Source organism: Lactobacillus sp. CA30L (assembly GCF_059900845.1).
The window spans coordinates 38,272-54,814 of sequence record NZ_JBWXGB010000001.1; the positions used below are offsets into that span (position 1 = coordinate 38,272).

The 16,543-nt window shown below is 48.6% G+C and carries 11 protein-coding genes; 10 read left to right on the forward strand and 1 reads right to left on the reverse strand.

The window, feature by feature from the left end:
• From ligA to AC2JF8_RS00220, 6 genes are read left to right on the forward strand one after another with little or no spacing between them, the layout of a single operon-like run.
• Positions 1-2,010: an NAD-dependent DNA ligase LigA gene (gene ligA, locus AC2JF8_RS00195; protein ID WP_500760089.1), complete on the forward strand. Its 2,010-nt coding sequence runs from the start codon at positions 1-3 to the stop codon at positions 2,008-2,010.
• 13 nt (positions 2,011-2,023) lie between these two features.
• A complete protein-coding gene (locus tag AC2JF8_RS00200; protein WP_500760092.1) occupies positions 2,024-3,163 on the forward strand; it encodes a CamS family sex pheromone protein in 1,140 nt (379 codons plus the stop codon).
• A 12-nt stretch (positions 3,164-3,175) separates the two neighbouring features.
• Positions 3,176-3,478, forward strand: coding sequence for an Asp-tRNA(Asn)/Glu-tRNA(Gln) amidotransferase subunit GatC (gene gatC / locus AC2JF8_RS00205; protein ID WP_500729693.1), 303 nt, complete (start codon positions 3,176-3,178; stop codon positions 3,476-3,478).
• The gene (gene gatA, locus AC2JF8_RS00210) at positions 3,478-4,917 is read left to right on the forward strand and encodes an Asp-tRNA(Asn)/Glu-tRNA(Gln) amidotransferase subunit GatA (protein ID WP_500760095.1); all 1,440 of its coding nucleotides are present in this window, start codon (positions 3,478-3,480) and stop codon (positions 4,915-4,917) included. Before gatC ends, gatA begins: the two co-directional genes overlap by 1 nt.
• Before the next feature lie 3 nt (positions 4,918-4,920).
• The gene (gene gatB, locus AC2JF8_RS00215) at positions 4,921-6,351 is read left to right on the forward strand and encodes an Asp-tRNA(Asn)/Glu-tRNA(Gln) amidotransferase subunit GatB (RefSeq protein WP_500729695.1); all 1,431 of its coding nucleotides are present in this window, start codon (positions 4,921-4,923) and stop codon (positions 6,349-6,351) included.
• A gap of 37 nt (positions 6,352-6,388) precedes the next feature.
• Positions 6,389-7,309 carry a diacylglycerol kinase family lipid kinase gene (locus tag AC2JF8_RS00220; protein WP_500760097.1) on the forward strand — a complete coding sequence of 307 codons (921 nt, stop codon included), beginning with the start codon at positions 6,389-6,391 and terminating at the stop codon, positions 7,307-7,309.
• Between the two features lie 74 nt (positions 7,310-7,383).
• Here AC2JF8_RS00220 and AC2JF8_RS00225 read toward each other — a convergent pair whose 3' ends face one another.
• Positions 7,384-8,091 (reverse strand): Bax inhibitor-1/YccA family protein, encoded by a 708-nt coding sequence (locus AC2JF8_RS00225; RefSeq protein WP_500760100.1) that lies wholly within the window; start codon positions 8,089-8,091, stop codon positions 7,384-7,386.
• Between the two features lie 172 nt (positions 8,092-8,263).
• On the opposite strand from AC2JF8_RS00225, the gene rlmD reads away from it, so the two are divergent.
• From rlmD to AC2JF8_RS00245, 4 genes are all read left to right on the forward strand, one after another.
• The gene (gene rlmD, locus AC2JF8_RS00230) at positions 8,264-9,610 is read left to right on the forward strand and encodes a 23S rRNA (uracil(1939)-C(5))-methyltransferase RlmD (RefSeq protein ID WP_500760829.1); all 1,347 of its coding nucleotides are present in this window, start codon (positions 8,264-8,266) and stop codon (positions 9,608-9,610) included.
• 120 nt (positions 9,611-9,730) lie between these two features.
• On the forward strand, positions 9,731-11,053 hold the full coding sequence (locus AC2JF8_RS00235) for a KAP family P-loop NTPase fold protein (RefSeq protein ID WP_500760103.1): 1,323 nt from the start codon (positions 9,731-9,733) through the stop codon (positions 11,051-11,053).
• A gap of 282 nt (positions 11,054-11,335) precedes the next feature.
• Positions 11,336-15,745, forward strand: a complete 4,410-nt coding sequence (locus AC2JF8_RS00240; RefSeq protein WP_500760105.1) for an Eco57I restriction-modification methylase domain-containing protein — start codon at positions 11,336-11,338, stop codon at positions 15,743-15,745.
• Complete coding sequence (locus AC2JF8_RS00245; RefSeq protein ID WP_500760107.1) at positions 15,745-16,455, forward strand: N-6 DNA methylase; 711 nt, start codon at positions 15,745-15,747, stop codon at positions 16,453-16,455. The genes AC2JF8_RS00240 and AC2JF8_RS00245 overlap by 1 nt, the downstream gene beginning before the upstream one ends.
• Positions 16,456-16,543: the final 88 nt, after the last annotated feature.

The following is a 16,543-nucleotide window of genomic DNA, read 5'->3' on the forward strand; positions in this document are numbered from 1 at the left end:
ATGGCAGATTTAACGCTTGATGAGGCCAGAAAAGAAGTTGCAGCGCTCAGGGACAAACTGGATGAGTGGGCGGATGCGTACTATTCACGGGACGCGCCGGAGGTTGAGGACAGCGTCTACGACCAAAAGTACAATCGCCTGGTTAAGCTCGAGCAGCAGTTCCCCCAGCTGGTCACGCAGGATTCAATTACGCAGCGCGTCGGCGGCCAGCTTGACAGCGCACTGACGAAGGTTATCCACAAGGTGCCGATGCTGTCGATGGGGGACGTCTTTTCCAAGCAGGAATTGCGCGAATTCGACGACCGCGTGCAGAAGCAGGTGGGCCACCCGGTGGCTTACAACGTGGAGCTTAAGATTGACGGCCTGTCCATCAACCTGGAATACACGGATGGCAAATTGACCCGGGCCTCAACGCGGGGCAACGGCCAGGTGGGCGAGGACGTGACGGCCAACGCCCGCTACATCACCGATATTCCGCAAGAGCTGCCCACAAAACTGACGACTGAGGTCCGTGGCGAGTGTTACATGGGCAAGGAGGCGTTTGCAAAATTAAACAGTGAGCGCGATGAGAAGGGCGAAAGCACCTTTGCCAACCCCCGAAACGCGGCGGCGGGCTCTTTGCGCCAACTGGATGCCAGCGTGACCAAGCACCGCCACCTGAGCACGTTCATTTACACCTGGGTCAACCCGCCGGCAGAAATCACCAGCCAGAACCAGGCAATTAGTGCGATGCAAAAATTGGGCTTTCACACCAACCAGACCGGCCGCAAGTTGACCAGTCTGGACGAGATTTTTGCCTTTATCGATGAGTACACGGCCAAGCGCGATGCACTCGAGTACGGGATTGACGGGATTGTGCTCAAGGTGGACGACCTAAACCTGCAAAAGGAATTGGGCAACACGGTTAAGATTCCGCGCTGGGAAATTGCCTACAAGTTCCCGCCGGAGGAGCAGGAAACGGTTGTCCATGAGATTAAGTGGACCGTGGGGCGCACGGGCGTCGTCACGCCGACGGCAATCATGGATCCGGTGCAGCTCGCCGGCACTACCGTTTCGCACGCGGTGCTGCATAACGCCGACCTGCTCAGGCAGAAGGACGTGCGCATCGGGGACACCGTCATGCTGCACAAGGCGGGCGACATCATTCCGGAAATTTCGGAAGTGGTTTTGGCCAAGCGTCCCCAAGATGCTGAACCCTACCCGATCCCGACTACCTGCCCGTCGTGCGGGGAAAAGCTGATTCACCTGCAGGACGAAGTCGCCCTGCGCTGCGTCAATCCGTCCTGCCCGGCCCAAATAGAGGAGGGCATCACGCACTTTGCATCGCGACCGGCGATGAACATCGACGGCCTGGGACCCAAGATCGTGCGCCAACTGATTGCTCGCGGCCTGGTGCATAACGTGGCCGACCTCTATCGCCTAACGGCCGCCGACCTGGAGCAGCTGGACCACTTCAAGGACAAGGCGATTTCCAACCTGCTTAACGCCATCAACAATTCAAAGAAAAACTCGGTTGAACTGCTGCTGACCGGACTGGGGATTGATCACGTGGGCGCCAAGGCCGCCCGGCTGATTGCGCAAAAGTTTAAAAATATGTCAAAGATTATGAGTGCTGACGTGCAGGAGGTGGCGGCAATCGCTACAATAGGGAAGACGATTGCCGAGTCGCTGACCACTTACTTTGCTCAGGGTGAGGTCAAGGAATTGGTTGGCAGGCTGCAGGATTTGGGCGTCAACATGGACTATCTGGGACCAGACACTGCGGCTGAAGAGGTGCCGGACAACTACTTCAAGGGCAAGACCGTTGTTTTGACCGGCACGCTTGCGCACTACACGCGCGGCGAATTCACCAAGAAGCTGCAGGCGCTGGGTGCGACGGTAACCGGATCCGTCTCGGGCAAGACCGACTACGTGATCTACGGTAAAGACGCTGGCTCCAAGTATGCCAAGGCGCAAAAATTGGGCGTGCAGCTGCTGACTGAAGAAGAGGCAATTGCCCAAGTTAAGTAGAAGGAACAAAAAAGTGAAAAAGTATTTGCACATATTGGCGATTTTGGGGGCAGCCTTGAGCCTGACTGCGTGTGGCAATTTAAAAAATTCCAACTTGGCGAACAACGCTAAAACCTCGTCCAATTCGACCACTAAAACCTATCAGACGACCGATACGGGCACTAACGGCTACACGGTGCTCCTAAAAAACGGCCGCTACGTCACCAGTCCGATTGCGGGCCTGACCGCGACCAATAACAATAACTCGGTCGACACGCGGGAATTGGAACGGGGGCTCGTGCAGATTTCGAAGGGCGTGTACTCGACCAATTCCTACGTTTTTCAGGAGGGACAGTACATCACGACCAGCGTTGCCAACGATTGGTTGGCGCGCAAGTCCAAGGCGAACCCGGCCGGGCTCAACCCGCCAGCGGGCAAGAAGAAGGACTACCGTCCTTACTACCTGGAAGAGATTGTCGAGCAGGATTATTTGACCGGTTCCGGTTCATCCTACCACGTCGGCGGAATGAGCATCGGCCTTGCCCTCAACTCGATTGACTACTACCAAAAGACCAAGGACGGCCCCGAATATCAGAGAACGATTACGCGCACGCAGCAGCAAAAATACGGCCAGGCCGTGGCCCAGCAGGTGGTGGCGCGCCTGCGCAAGAAGAAGGCTCTCAAAAACGTGCCGATCACGGTGGGGCTGTTTGCCAAGGAAAGCCGCGACGCGCTGGTTTCCGGAACTTACTTTTTGAGCGGGACAGCGGCTGCTAATAGTAGTAAAATAACTAAATGGAAAACTATTGCCACCCAGGCCCAGGTGCTGCCAACGATTGGCAATAAGAAGGCAATCAACAGCAACGACGCGTCGAGCTTCAATAGTTTTAAAGAATCGATTCAGAATTATTTTCCTAATATTAGCGGGGTGACCGCGAGCCTGCGCTACGAAAACGGCAAGTTGGCCCAGGAAAACATTGCGATCACGACCCAGTTTTACGGGTACGAGCAGGTGCAGAGTTTTACCAGGCTGGTCCTTTCGACGGCGAAGAAATATTTGGCAAATGATGTGCCGATTGAAATAAAGATTGGTTCCGTTAACGACATCCAGGCCCTGGTTGCCAAGGAAACGGGCGACAGTAGTTATCAAGTCCATATTTATGGCGGTGAATAAGGAGGTATTTTTGTGGAAATCACAGAAGACACAATCAAGCACGTTGCGGTTTTATCGCGGCTTGCAATCAATGAAGAAGACATCGGGCAGGTGACCGCGCAAATGGCGTCCATCATCAACATGGCCGACCAGTTGTCCGAGGTTGACACCGCGGGCGTCGAGGAGACCGTCCAGGTGGTTGACCGCGACACGGTTTTCCGGGAAGACAAGCCGGAACACTGGCAGGACCGGACCGAATTAATGAAGAATGTCCCTGAGCAAGCGAACGGGTTCATCAAGGTTCCTGTGATTATTAACAAAGACGAGGACGAGTAATGAACTATTTAAATGAAGATATTGACTCATTAAATAAAAAATTGGTCCAGGGCGACTTGTCCGCCGACCAACTGGCCCAGGATACGGTTGCAAACATTAAGGAGACCGATGACAAGCTGAACGCCTGGATCACGGTGCAGGAGGACGCCAAGCCGGCGGCAGACCTGGACTTTGATCAAAACAAGCTGGCCGGGATTCCGATTGCAATCAAGGACAACATTATTACCAAGGGCGTGAAGACGACCGCGGCCAGTCACATCCTGGACAACTACATGCCGGTGTATGACGCAACGGTTGTCGCGCGCTTGAAGAAGGCCCAGGCTACCTTTGTGGGCAAGACCAACCTGGATGAGTTTGCGATGGGGTCATCAACCGAGCACTCCTACTTTGGCATCACCCACAACCCGTGGAACCTGGACAAGGTGCCTGGTGGCTCCTCCGGTGGTTCCGCCGTTGCGGTTGCCTCCGGTCAGGTGGTAGCGGCCCTGGGATCCGACACCGGTGGCTCAATCCGCCAGCCTGCCGCCTTCAACGGCATCTTTGGCATCAAGCCGACCTACGGTCGCGTTTCCCGCTGGGGACTGATTGCCTTTGCCTCATCGCTTGATGAGATCGGCGTTATGAGCAAGCGGGCCAAGGATTCCGCCCAGGTTTTGAACGTGATTGCCGGCCACGACGGTCACGACTCTACCCTGTCAACGCGGGACGTGCCCGACTTCACCCGGTTTATCGGCCAGGACGTCAAGGGCCTGCGCGTTGCCGTGGTCAAGGAATACATGGACGCCGTTGACGGCGACATGCACGATGTGATTCAAAAGCAGATCGACGTCTTGAAGGACGCCGGTGCCGTAATCACGGAAGTTTCCCTGCCGCTGACCAAGTACGTCGTGCCGGACTACTACATCATTGCTTCAAGTGAGGCTTCCTCCAACCTGCAGCGGTTTGACGGCATTCGCTACGGCTACCGGTCAAAAGACGCCAAGAACCTGCTCGACGTCTACGTGAAGTCACGCTCCGAGGGCTTTGGCGAGGAGGTCAAGCGCCGGATTATGCTCGGTTCCTTCGCCCTGTCGGCCGGCTCCTACGACCGCTTCTTCAGGCAGGCGTCCAAAGTGCGGACGCTGATCTGTCAAGACTTCGACCGCATCTTTAACGACCACGACGTCATCGTCGGGCCAACGACTACGACGCCGGCCTTTGATATCGGCAGCGAGATTTCCGACCCGATCAAGATGTACAACAACGATATCCTGACGATTTCGGCCAACCTGGCGGGAATTCCGGCGGCCAGCGTGCCGGCCGGCCTGGTTGACGGCATGCCCGTCGGCCTGCAGGTCATGGCCAAGCGCTTTGACGAGGGCAGCATCTTCAAGGTGGCCGACTTCATCGAACGCGCCAACAAGTTTTACGAACAGACACCAGCTGGAATGGAGGATTAATTGATGAATTTTAAATCAACGATTGGATTCGAGGTTCACTTCGAATTAAAAACTAAGAGTAAGATTTTCTCACCTTCACCAGTAAGCTATGGTGCCAAGCCAAACACGGAAACCAACGTGATCGACTGGGCGATGCCCGGCGTTCTGCCGTACGTGAACAAGGATGTTTACCGCCTCGGCATCATGGTGGCGCTTGCCACCCACGCCCATATTTTGCCCACGACCCACTTTGACCGGAAGAACTACTACTACCCGGACAGCCCGAAGGCTTACCAGATTACGCAGTTCTTCCAGCCGCTGGCCCGTGACGGCTACGTGGAGATTGAGGTGCACGGCAAGAAGAAGCGCATCGGTATCCACGAAATGCACATCGAGGAGGATGCCGGCAAGAACACCCACGGAACCAACGGCTTTTCCTACGTTGACCTGAACCGGCAGGGCGTGCCGCTGCTCGAGGTCGTTTCCGAACCCGAGATTTCCGACCCGGACGAGGGTTATGCCTACCTGGAAAAACTGCGCAAGATCGTACAGTTTACCGGTGCCTCCGACGTTAAGATGGAAGAGGGTTCGATGCGGGTTGACACCAACATCTCCATCCGTCCGGCGGGACAAAAGGAACTGGGGACCAAGGTTGAGATGAAGAACCTGAACTCCTTTGAGCACGTGCGCAAGTCGCTAGCCTACGAGCAAAAGCGGCAGGAGCAAGTGCTATTGTCCGGCGGCCGCGTCCAATTATCCACCCGGCGCTTTGATGATGCGACGGGCAAGACGGTTCTGGAGCGGGTCAAGGAAGGCGACGCCGACTACCGCTACTTCCCAGAGCCCGACCTGGCGCCCGACCACATCAGCCAAGACTGGATCGATGAGATCAAGGCCACATTGCCGCGGACGGCGGAAGACCGCTACAAGCAGTATACCGGCGAGTTTGGCCTCAAGGACTACGACGCCGAGGTTCTGCTGCAGACCAAGGAAAGTTCCGACTTCTACGACGAGACGGTGGCCGCGGGTGCGGACCCGCAGCTGGCGGCTAACTGGATGAACACGCAGGTTAATGGTTACCTCAACGACAACCGCGTCGACCTGGCCGACATTAAGCTTACACCTGAGCACCTGGCCGCAATGATCAAGCTGATCAAGGACGGCACAATTTCGTCCAAGATTGCCAAGAAGGTCTTTGCCGAAACGATTAAGAACGGCACCGACCCGAAGCGGTTCGTCGAAGACCAGGGCATGGTTCAGCTTTCTGATACCGCGGTTCTGGAGCCGATGGTCAAGGAAGTTGTTGATAATAACCCGCAGTCGGTTGAAGACTTCAAGAACGGCAAGGACCGGGCAATTGGCTACCTGGTTGGTCAGATCATGAAGAAGACTCGCGGCAAGGCCAACCCTAAGGTGATCAACCAACTCTTGAACAAGGAACTGCAGAAGCGGTAAGTAAGTTTTTATAGTAATTGAGTAAAGGGTAGTAATTATGACTAAAAAAGCACGATTGATCTATAATCCTGTGTCCGGTCACGAACAGATGCCTAAAAATGTTGCCGATATCCTGGATGTTTTGGAGCAGGCGGGCTACGAGGCGAGTGCCTTCAGAACCACGCCGGAGGCGCAGAGCGCGCAGAAAGAGGCCACCCGTGCGGCCAACGAGTGCTTTGACCTGATTGTTGCCGCCGGTGGCGACGGCACGATCAACGAGGTGGTCAACGGTATTGCTTTTTTAGAAAAGCGGCCGCAGATGGCCATTATTCCGGCGGGCACGACCAACGACTACGCGCGTGCTTTGCACATTCCGCGCAATGATATCGCAGACGCGATTAAGGTGGTTCTGAAGAACAAGACGCGCAAGATGGACATCGGCCAGGCCACCTTCAGCAATGAGACGCAGTACTTCGTCAACATCGCAGCCTGCGGCTCGCTTACCGAACTGACCTACGGCGTTCCGTCCGAGGTCAAGTCGGCCCTGGGCTACACCGCCTACCTAATCAAGGGTGCGGAGATGCTGCCGCACTTGACCGAGAACGAACTGCGGCTGACCTACGATGACGGCGTCTACGAGGGCAAGCTGTCGATGCTGCTGCTCGGCATGACCAATTCGATTGGCGGCTTCGAGCAGATCATGCCCGACGCCGAACTGAGCGATGGCCTCTTCCAGCTGATTATCGTGAAGCCCGCCGACCCGGTCAAGCTGCTCAAGCTGATGGCGCTGGCCATGAACGGCAAGCACGTTGATGATCCGGAAGTCATCTACACCAAGACGCGCAGCCTGCAGATCGAGCTGCTCGGCAAGAGCATTGGTCAAAAGCTGCCGGTCAACCTGGACGGCGAGATTGGCGACTACTGCCCTGTTACCTTTAAAAACTTGCAGCAGCGCATTGAATTCTACGTTGGCGAATAGCCGACAAATGAAAAAAACTGTTATTCCTCAAGGAATAACAGCTTTTTTGTGTTGGATAAAATTTTTATTAGTGACTAGTTGCGGCTGCTGTTGCCACCGAAGATCTCCAGCAGGAACAAGAAGATGTTGGCAAAGTCCAGGTAGAGCTGCAGCGCGCCGATAACGGCGAGGCCGCTGGACGACACTTGCGCACCATAATTGTTGTAGATGACCTTCATCTTGTTGGCATCAGAGGCAATCAGGCCGGTGAAAATAATCACGCCGATAAAGGAGAAGATGTAGGTGACGGCCGGACTGCGCAGGAACATGTTGACCACCCAGGCCACCAAAAAGCCGATCAGTGCGGCACTCAGGTAGGAGTTCCAGTTGGACAAATCCCGCTTGGTAAAGGTGCCAAACGCGGCCATCGCGATGAAGACCGCTGAGGCCGAGATAAACGCAGAAGTGATCTGCGAGCCGGTGTAAAAGCCGGCAATCAGCGCAAATTCGAAGCCATAGATTGCGGCCAGAAAACCGAGCATGATCAGGCTGGCCACCGGGTTGCGGTTGGCCTTGGCGCTGATGCCCCAGGACAGGCCAAAGGGCACGAAGAGCAGCAGCCACATGATGCTGACCGGCATGCCCATCACGGCGCTGCGGAAGGTCGTCATGGTCAGGTAGGCCACAAGTGCCGAAATCAGCACGGAAGCGCCCATCAGCGCGTACATTTTGGTCAAAAAACCATTGGTTTCGGAAATGGAGCGGACTTGGCGCCTGCCAGGATTAGTATCAAAATTATTCATAGAGTACGTCCTTTCTTTTTGATGTTTGTACCTAAATTAACATATTAAGGGTGCATAGTGAAGGGAAACGAATCACCTTAAGGCAATATTTAAGGTGGCGCGGGTAATTACTTTTGCCGCGATTTCTAGTAGAATAGGTATGTTAACTAGTGTTTGTAAAAAAGGACAGATTATGGAAAAGAACCAAATTATCGAATTAGAAATTACCGACTTGTCATACGAGGCGATGGGCGTGGCCCACTACGAGGGGATGACGGTCTTCGTCACCAGTGCCCTGCCGGGCGAGACGGTCAGCGCCAAGATCCTGAAGGTGAAGAAGCACTTCGCCTTTGCCAAGATCGAAAAGATCATCAAGGAAAGCCCGGACCGCGTCAATATCAAGCTCAACGAGTGGGTGCAGACGGGCCTAGCGTCGCTGGCCCACATCAAGTACGACAGGCAGCTCGAGTTCAAGCGCACGCAGGTGGTCAATTTGCTTAAAAAGGCACACATGGACAACGTGGAGGTCGGCGAAACGCTGGCGAGTCCGGAGCAGACCGGTTACCGCAACAAGGCCCAGGTGCCCGTGCGCGAGGTGGACGGCCAGCTCGACATCGGCTTCTTCCGCCGCCACTCGCATGACCTGGTGCCCCTGACCAACTTCTTCACGACCGACCCCGAGATCGACCGCGTCCTGGTCGCCGTGCGCGACATCCTGCGCGCAAACCACGTGCCGGCCTACGACGAGATTCACAACAAGGGCGAGGTCCGCTACCTGGACGTGCGCCGCTCGAAGTCCACGGGCGAAATCATGGTGATCCTGGTCTGCCTGCACAAGGACTTCCGCCAGCTGCCTAAGGTGGCCGAGGACATCAAGGCAATTGAGGGCGTGACCAGCCTGGTATTGAACTACAACCCGAAACGAACCAACGTCATCCTGGGCAAGGTGGACTACCTGATCTTCGGCAAGCCGCAGATCACCGACCAGATCGGCGACGTCAAGTTCCGCATTTCGCCGGAAAGCTTCTTCCAGATCAACTCGCTGCAGACGCCGCGCCTGTATGATTTGGCCATTAAGCAGGCCGACCTTGAACCCACCGACACGGTGATTGACGCCTATTCGGGCATCGGCACCATCGGGTTGTCCGTTGCCAAGCACGTCGAAGCCGTGCGCGGCATCGAAAGCGTGCGCGACGCGGTCAAGGACGCCAACAACAACGCCGAACTGAACGACATTCACAACGCCCGGTACGTTGCCGGCAAGGCCGAGGAGGTCATGCCGAAGTGGGCCGCCAAGGGGATGAAGGCCGACGTGATCTTCGTTGATCCGCCGCGCAAGGGCCTGACGCCTGAGTTCATCGAGGCCGCCGTCAAGACCAACCCGAAGAAGATCGTCTACGTCTCCTGCAACCCAGCCACGCTCGTGCGCGACCTGCAGACCTTCAAGGACAACGGCTACACCTTCAGCCGCATCGACCCCGTCGACATGTTCCCACAGACCCCGCACGTGGAAGCCGTGACGGTGCTGGAGAAGGGGTAAAGTGGAATAATTAAAAATTATGTGCTCTTAGTGATAAGAGTGCATTTTTATTATTTTTAGCTTTACAATATAATTCGTATAATGAGTATAAATTTGAGTAAAAGTGCTGGAGGTACTGTAATGAAAAAAACAGATTTACAACCAATAAAGGAGAATATTTCTGAGTCTATTTTAAATGATACAACTGGAAGAAATAAGAATATTCTTCATTTCATTGAGATGCTAAATGAACAAAGTGAATCTTGGTCCATAGCCATTGATGGCAAGTGGGGAACAGGAAAAACTTTTTTTGTTAAACAATGTGAGTTAGTACTGAATTGCTTGAATGAAATGGAAAGTAATGAAAAGAAAAGTCAATCTATTATAGAGACGGTTTGCAATGGGAAAATAGATGACGTTAAAAAGATAAATTATAAAACCGTATATTTTGATGCATGGCAAAATGACAGCGAAATTGATCCAATTGTTTCTTTATCAAAAAATATTGCATCTGCCGAATTCGTTTTGAAATCAGAAGTCAAAGTTAAAGCAATTAAAGCTGGGAAAAAGCTCTTAGAGGTTGCTGCAGAAAAGATAGCAGGTGTAAATATCCATGAATTTTTGAATTCATTCAATCCAGAAGAAAACATTCAAGAAGAGTTTAATAATGTTTTGTCATCATTGATACCACAAGATGGGCGACTGGTTATATTTATTGATGAGTTAGATAGGTGTCGTCCTACTTATGCTGTTAAATTATTAGAAAGAGTTCAACACTATTTTGAAAATGAAAGAATAACTTTTGTATTTTCTGTAAATTTGCTAGAACTAAATAATACTATAAAAAAGTTTTATGGTTCTGAATTTGATGGTGATAGGTATCTTGATCGATTTTTTGATTTTGTAATTTACCTTCCAGAACCCAATCTTAGCAATTATTATAAAAAAATTCTCAGTGCTCCAACAACGATAAACGGTCTTTTGGATTCATATTGTAAAGATGTTGCTAAAAATTTTGATTTTAGTTTACGGGAATTAAATCATTTCTATAGTAGAACAGATATAGCGCTTAAAAACGTAATTACTAGATTATCAAAAACTCCATTATTTGCTGAAACAAAAGGAGAAGAAGTTTTAAATGTATTTGTTATACCATATTTTATAGCTTTAAAGATGGTTAATAGCAAGTTGTTTAGTGACACAATTTCTGGTATTGATGGTAGTAGCTTTATTGAATTTATAGGTACAAATAAACTTTTCAAAATGTATGTTAGACTCGACGGAGACAACGATTCAAAGATATGTGTTCAAAAAATTTATCATGGATTATTCGTAGATGCGGATAATTCTAAAAATATAAATATTGGTGATGGAATAGTAATCATAAATTCTGAAAGAAATAGAAAACGGATTTGTGACATGGTAAGTCTTGTTTCAGATGGTGCAATGTATAAAAATATATAAAATAAGATTGATAAAATTCTTTATAAAAACTTTATGACTAAAATCTGTTGTTGGATTGCTTATGTTGTAATTCGCAAGTTTAAACAAATATGATTATTTGATAGAAATTTCAATGTATTTAACAAACGTTGTAATAGCAAAATTCTTGAACCAAAGAATTTTTTACTTCATTTACAATCTATCAATATTAAAATTTAATTGAGCTAAAGCTGCATTGTAGCCGTTTAATTTTGTATAATTATATATGAAAATGGAATCAGACTTTGAAACGGGTAATTGAGTATGGAAAGTAACTTTGAATTTTTAACCAAAGATCTGGATACGCAAACTTTGTATGATGCTGCTAAGGATGCCGAGGACTTATACGCTATTGGCAAATTTGGCAATGAATTTGAATCAATCCGCAAAATTATTGAAAATGTTGTTGCGATGGTCTTGGATTTAAACTACGTGGATGTCGATGCACGTGCTACCCTTAATGATAATTTGCGTACGTTAAGGTACAAAAATCTGGCAGATAGGGAAATTCTCGATACTCTTTACAAATTAAAAGCTGTCGGTAACAAAGCCGCCCACACCCTAGAGGAATACGATAAGATTGAGGCGTTAGAGGGATTAAAGGGACTATATCAAATTTTAGTATGGCTCTTTAACAGTTATTTTGACGGCCAAGAGGACGTTGCTAATTTTGTCGAACCACAAAATCCTAAATTGTATCAGACTGCAGAGCGCAAACTAATCTATGTTGAAACGGGCGACAATACGGATGGTCAATGGCCTGCTTATGTTGGCTTAGAAAAAGTTGGCGATGCGACGATAGATGATTATGAGATGGACAACAAGCCCAACAGTTCCGATTTAAGAAGAGTAGCTGAGCGTAGAATCAAACAATATATGGGTACAGCTGGTGTTCCTTATAAGTTAGGGTGGGCAGAATTGGCCTATCGCAAGTTTGATCGAAGCTGGTTCCGTGATTATGATGTGCATGAGGTTTTATTGCGTTCAGGCATCAAGAAAAAAGAGATGGGAACGGGTCAAGAATGGTTTGAGACCGATCTTGATACCGCCAAGCTTGCCATTAAGGCCGTCAAAGAGGGTCGCAAGTCAATCGATGAGCCCGCTGCAAATAACACAAGTATCGAGATAGTTCTGCGCCCCGAGCAGGAAGAAGCGGTTAAGAAGACGAAGAAGGCGTTTAAGAAACATGACCAAATGCTCTGGAATGCCAAAATGCGTTTTGGCAAGACCTTGTCGGCCCTGCAGCTGGTAAAGGATGAACAGTACCGGCACGTTTTGATTATGACGCATCGACCTGTTGTTGATGAGGGCTGGTTTAATGACTTTCAGAAGCTGGGCATGGCTGAAGAAGGGTATTTATACGGCTCCAAGAAGGAAGGAGAGAGTTTTGACTACCTTTTAAAGAGCGACAAGCCTTTTATTTACTTTGCCAGTCTGCAGGATTTGCGTGGATCAAAGGCTGTGGGTGGCACTGCCGGCGACAAAAACCGGGAATTATTTGAGACTGACTGGGACTTAGTAATAGTCGATGAGGCACACGAAGGTACGCAGACCGACCTGGCCCAAAACGTTACTAATTTAGTTGTTAAGAAGGGTCACACCAAGCTCTTAGAGTTGTCGGGCACGCCCTTTAACATTCTTGATCAATATGATGAAGATACGACCTATACCTGGGATTACGTCATGGAGCAGAAAGCCAAGTATACTTGGAATAAGGCTCATCCGGATGAGCCTAACCCGTATGATGGCCTGCCTAAGGTTTCGATGTATACGTTCGAAATGAATCAAAAACTCAAGGAAGCACAGTTCTTGGATGAAACGCACTCGTTCAACTTCAAGGAATTCTTCAAGGTTGATGACCAGGGAAAGTTTGTTTACGAAGATAAGGTGCGGCACTTCTTAGACAATATTACTCAGCCTGATAAGAAAACCAACTATCCGTTTTCTACCAAGGAATTTCGTGCGCGGCTGCGTCATACTTTGTGGATTCTGCCAGGCGTGAAAGAGGCCAACGCGCTAGAGCAACTGCTAAAGCAACACCCGGTTTTTGGCATTGATTATCAGATTGTGAACGTGGTTCGCAATGTTAGTGGTGAAGACGATAGCGGTATTACTTCTGAAAGCGATATCAAACAAGTCAATGATGCCATCGGTCCCGATCCGGCGGCTACTAAGACAATTACGTTGACCGTGCGCAAATTAACTACGGGCGTTACCATTAAGCCGTGGACCGGTGTTGTCTTCCTGTCCAACACCAATAGTGCGATGCAGTACCTGCAGGCCGCCTTTCGGGCACAGACGCCATACTCGTCACCAACGTTTGGCAAAAAGACAAATTGCTACATCTTTGACTTTGCGCCCGACCGTGCGCTAAAAATAATGGCTGCTTCAACCAAGCTGAACACGGGTGTGGGCAAGTTAACATCAAGTGTCCAAAAGGCCAAGATGGGAGAATTGCTCAACTTCTTGCCGATTATTGGTGAATCCGGTCAAGGGATGAAACCCTATAAAGTGGATAAGCTTCTGGCTAAGATTAAGCGTGTATACGCCGAAAAGGCTGTGCGCACCGGCTTTGATGACGATTCCCTGTACAGTGATGCCCTGTTAATGCTACAGGAAAAGGACCTCGAAGCCTTTAACAACCTAAAGGCCATCGTGGGAACAACCAAAGCCGAAAAGAAGCCCGAGAAGATTAACGTTAATAGTCAGGGACTTGACCAGGAAGAGTATGATAGTGCCCTTCGAGGCGAAAAGAAGCCAAAGCGGCAACGGACAGAGGCAGAACAAGCTGCTATTGATAAGATGAAAGAGTTGAAGAAGCAGCGAAAAACGATGGTTTCCATTCTGCGGTCGATTTCAATTCGAATCCCAATGATGATTTATGGAATGGACGTTAAACTAGACGAGGATGTTAATATTCGCAAGTTCATTGATCAGGTGGACGATAAATCGTGGCAAGAGTTCATGCCAAAAGGCGTGACCAAGGAATTGTTCCATGAGTTCAGCAAGTACTATGACCAAGACGTCTTTATTGAAGCCGGCAGGATTATCCGGCAGCGCGTTAAGAAATTAGACAGGGAAGATCCGATTAACCGCGTTGAGCATCTGGCAGAAATCTTTGGCACCTTCCGCAATCCCGACAAGGAAACGGTTTTGACGCCATGGCGCGTGGTCAACATGCAGTTAGGCATGACCCTGGGTGGCTACTGCTTTTATGATGATAAATATCAGTACACCACTTTTGAGGGTAAGCGGGCCAACCACTGGATTCACACCGAGTATACCGACAGAATCTTTTCTGAGAATAGCCATATCCTGGAAATCAATGCCAAGACCGGTCTTTACCCGCTGTACGCGGCGATGTCAATTTACTGGCGTGAATATCAGAAGCTGAACAATGATACTGCTGGTAAATTTAGCCTTGAAGATGAGCTGATGATCTGGCAGCGTGTTCTGCGCGAGAACATTTTCGTGATTGCCAAGACGCCGATGGCAGCGGCAATTGCCCGCAGGACCCTGGTTGGTTATCATGACATGGATGTAAACATTGAATTTGTTGACAATATTGTTGAAGACTCGAAAAAAGATGTTGATCAAGAAGCACAAAAGATTGAGGGGCTATTTAATAATATGAAATTTGATGTTGTAATCGGGAATCCGCCATATCAATCGGAAGCTCAAGGTGAAAGTACTCGTGATGAACCGATATATCATAACTTTATGGAATTAGCTTATAAGTTATCTGATTTAAGTATTTTGATTACACCTGGACGATTTTTATTTAATGCTGGTCAAACTCCAAAATCTTGGAACCAGAAAATGTTAAATGACAAGCATTTAAGGGTTATTATGTATGAGCAAGATAGCAGTAAGATTTTTCCGCGAACGGATATAATGGGCGGAGTAGTCATAACTTTACGGGATGCGACCAAAGAAAGCACACCAATAGGTATGTTTACTCCATATGAAAAATTGAATAACATTATAGAAAAAATATGGAAAGATGATACTGCTAGGTCTCTTAGTAAATTGGTGTCAGCACGTGGTAATTATAGATTTACCCAAAAATTATTTGATGATTACCCAGACATAAAAGATAGAATGGGTAAAGGAACAAGAAATATGATAGTATCCAATTCTTTTCAGAACCTACCTGAAATATTTGTAGATAATTGTGATAATGTTGACAACTATTTCAAATTTTTGGGTCTTTTGTATCAGCATAGAGTCTATAAATTCATCAAAAAATATTATGTTAAAAGTAATAATTATATAAATAAATACAAAGTATTATTGCCAGAAGCTAATGGAAGCGGAGCATTAGGTGAAGTTAAATGTACACCATTAATTGGAATACCGTTGATTGGCAGACCATTAATTGGCAGTACTGATACTTTTATTAGTATTGGACCATTTAATTACGAAAGCGAAGCTGTTGCTGCTCTTAAGTATATTAAAACAAAATTTGCTAGAGTAATGTTAGGTGTTAAAAAGGCAACTCAACATAATCCTCGATCAACTTGGGAAATGGTTCCTCTCCAAGACTTTACACCAGATTCAGATATCGATTGGACAAAGTCAATTCCTGAAATTGACCAGCAGTTGTACGAAAAGTATAACTTGTCCGAAGATGAGATTAACTTCATTGAAACGAAAGTACAGGCTATGGACTGATGGTAGAAAACTTAATCAAGTCTGCTGCGCGGGTTAAAGACTTGGGCGAGGTTTTCACGCCGAAGAGGACCGTGAATTTCATGCTGGATCAACCGGAAATCAAAGCCAAGATTCAAGACCTAACTGCAACTTTTTTAGAACCAGCTGCAGGTGAAGGAGCATTTTTGGTTGAACTGCTAAAAAGAAAGATGCATGTGGCTGAGAAGCAAAGTCAAACGGCAAAGGAATACGGTGAAAATTGCCTCATTGCCCTGTCCACACTTTATGGTATTGAAATCATGGAAGACAACGTGGAGATGCTGGTTATGAACATGATCATGACTTTTACCGAACTGTATAGTCATGTAGTGGTTACCAAGTTTTCGGCAATCAGGCCAGATAGCCACGTCTTAAAGAGCGCCCAAATCATTATTAAGGCTAATATTGCTCAGGGCGATACGTTGAAAGGCACGGCAGCTGATGGCTCGCCCATTATCTTTTCAGAATGGAAGCTCATTAATGGTAGGGTCAAGAAAGTTGAACGCTTAGAATATACCTTTGAATCAATTCTCAACGGTGGTGAACCGGAGAGTGCACAGAAGCAGGAGTTTGAAGAGCTAGATCTGTTTGCAGATTATTCTGAAACCGAACAGGATGAACAGGAAGAGACGCCGGACAAGAAGTACGCGATTGTCAGGTGGACTGACATTTATAAAGAAGAATTGGAATAAGTATTTAACTAATCATTGGGTGTTATTGCACCAGAACAAAAGGACGTTATTGTAACGCTTTTTTGTTTTACTCTTGCACAGTTGTGAT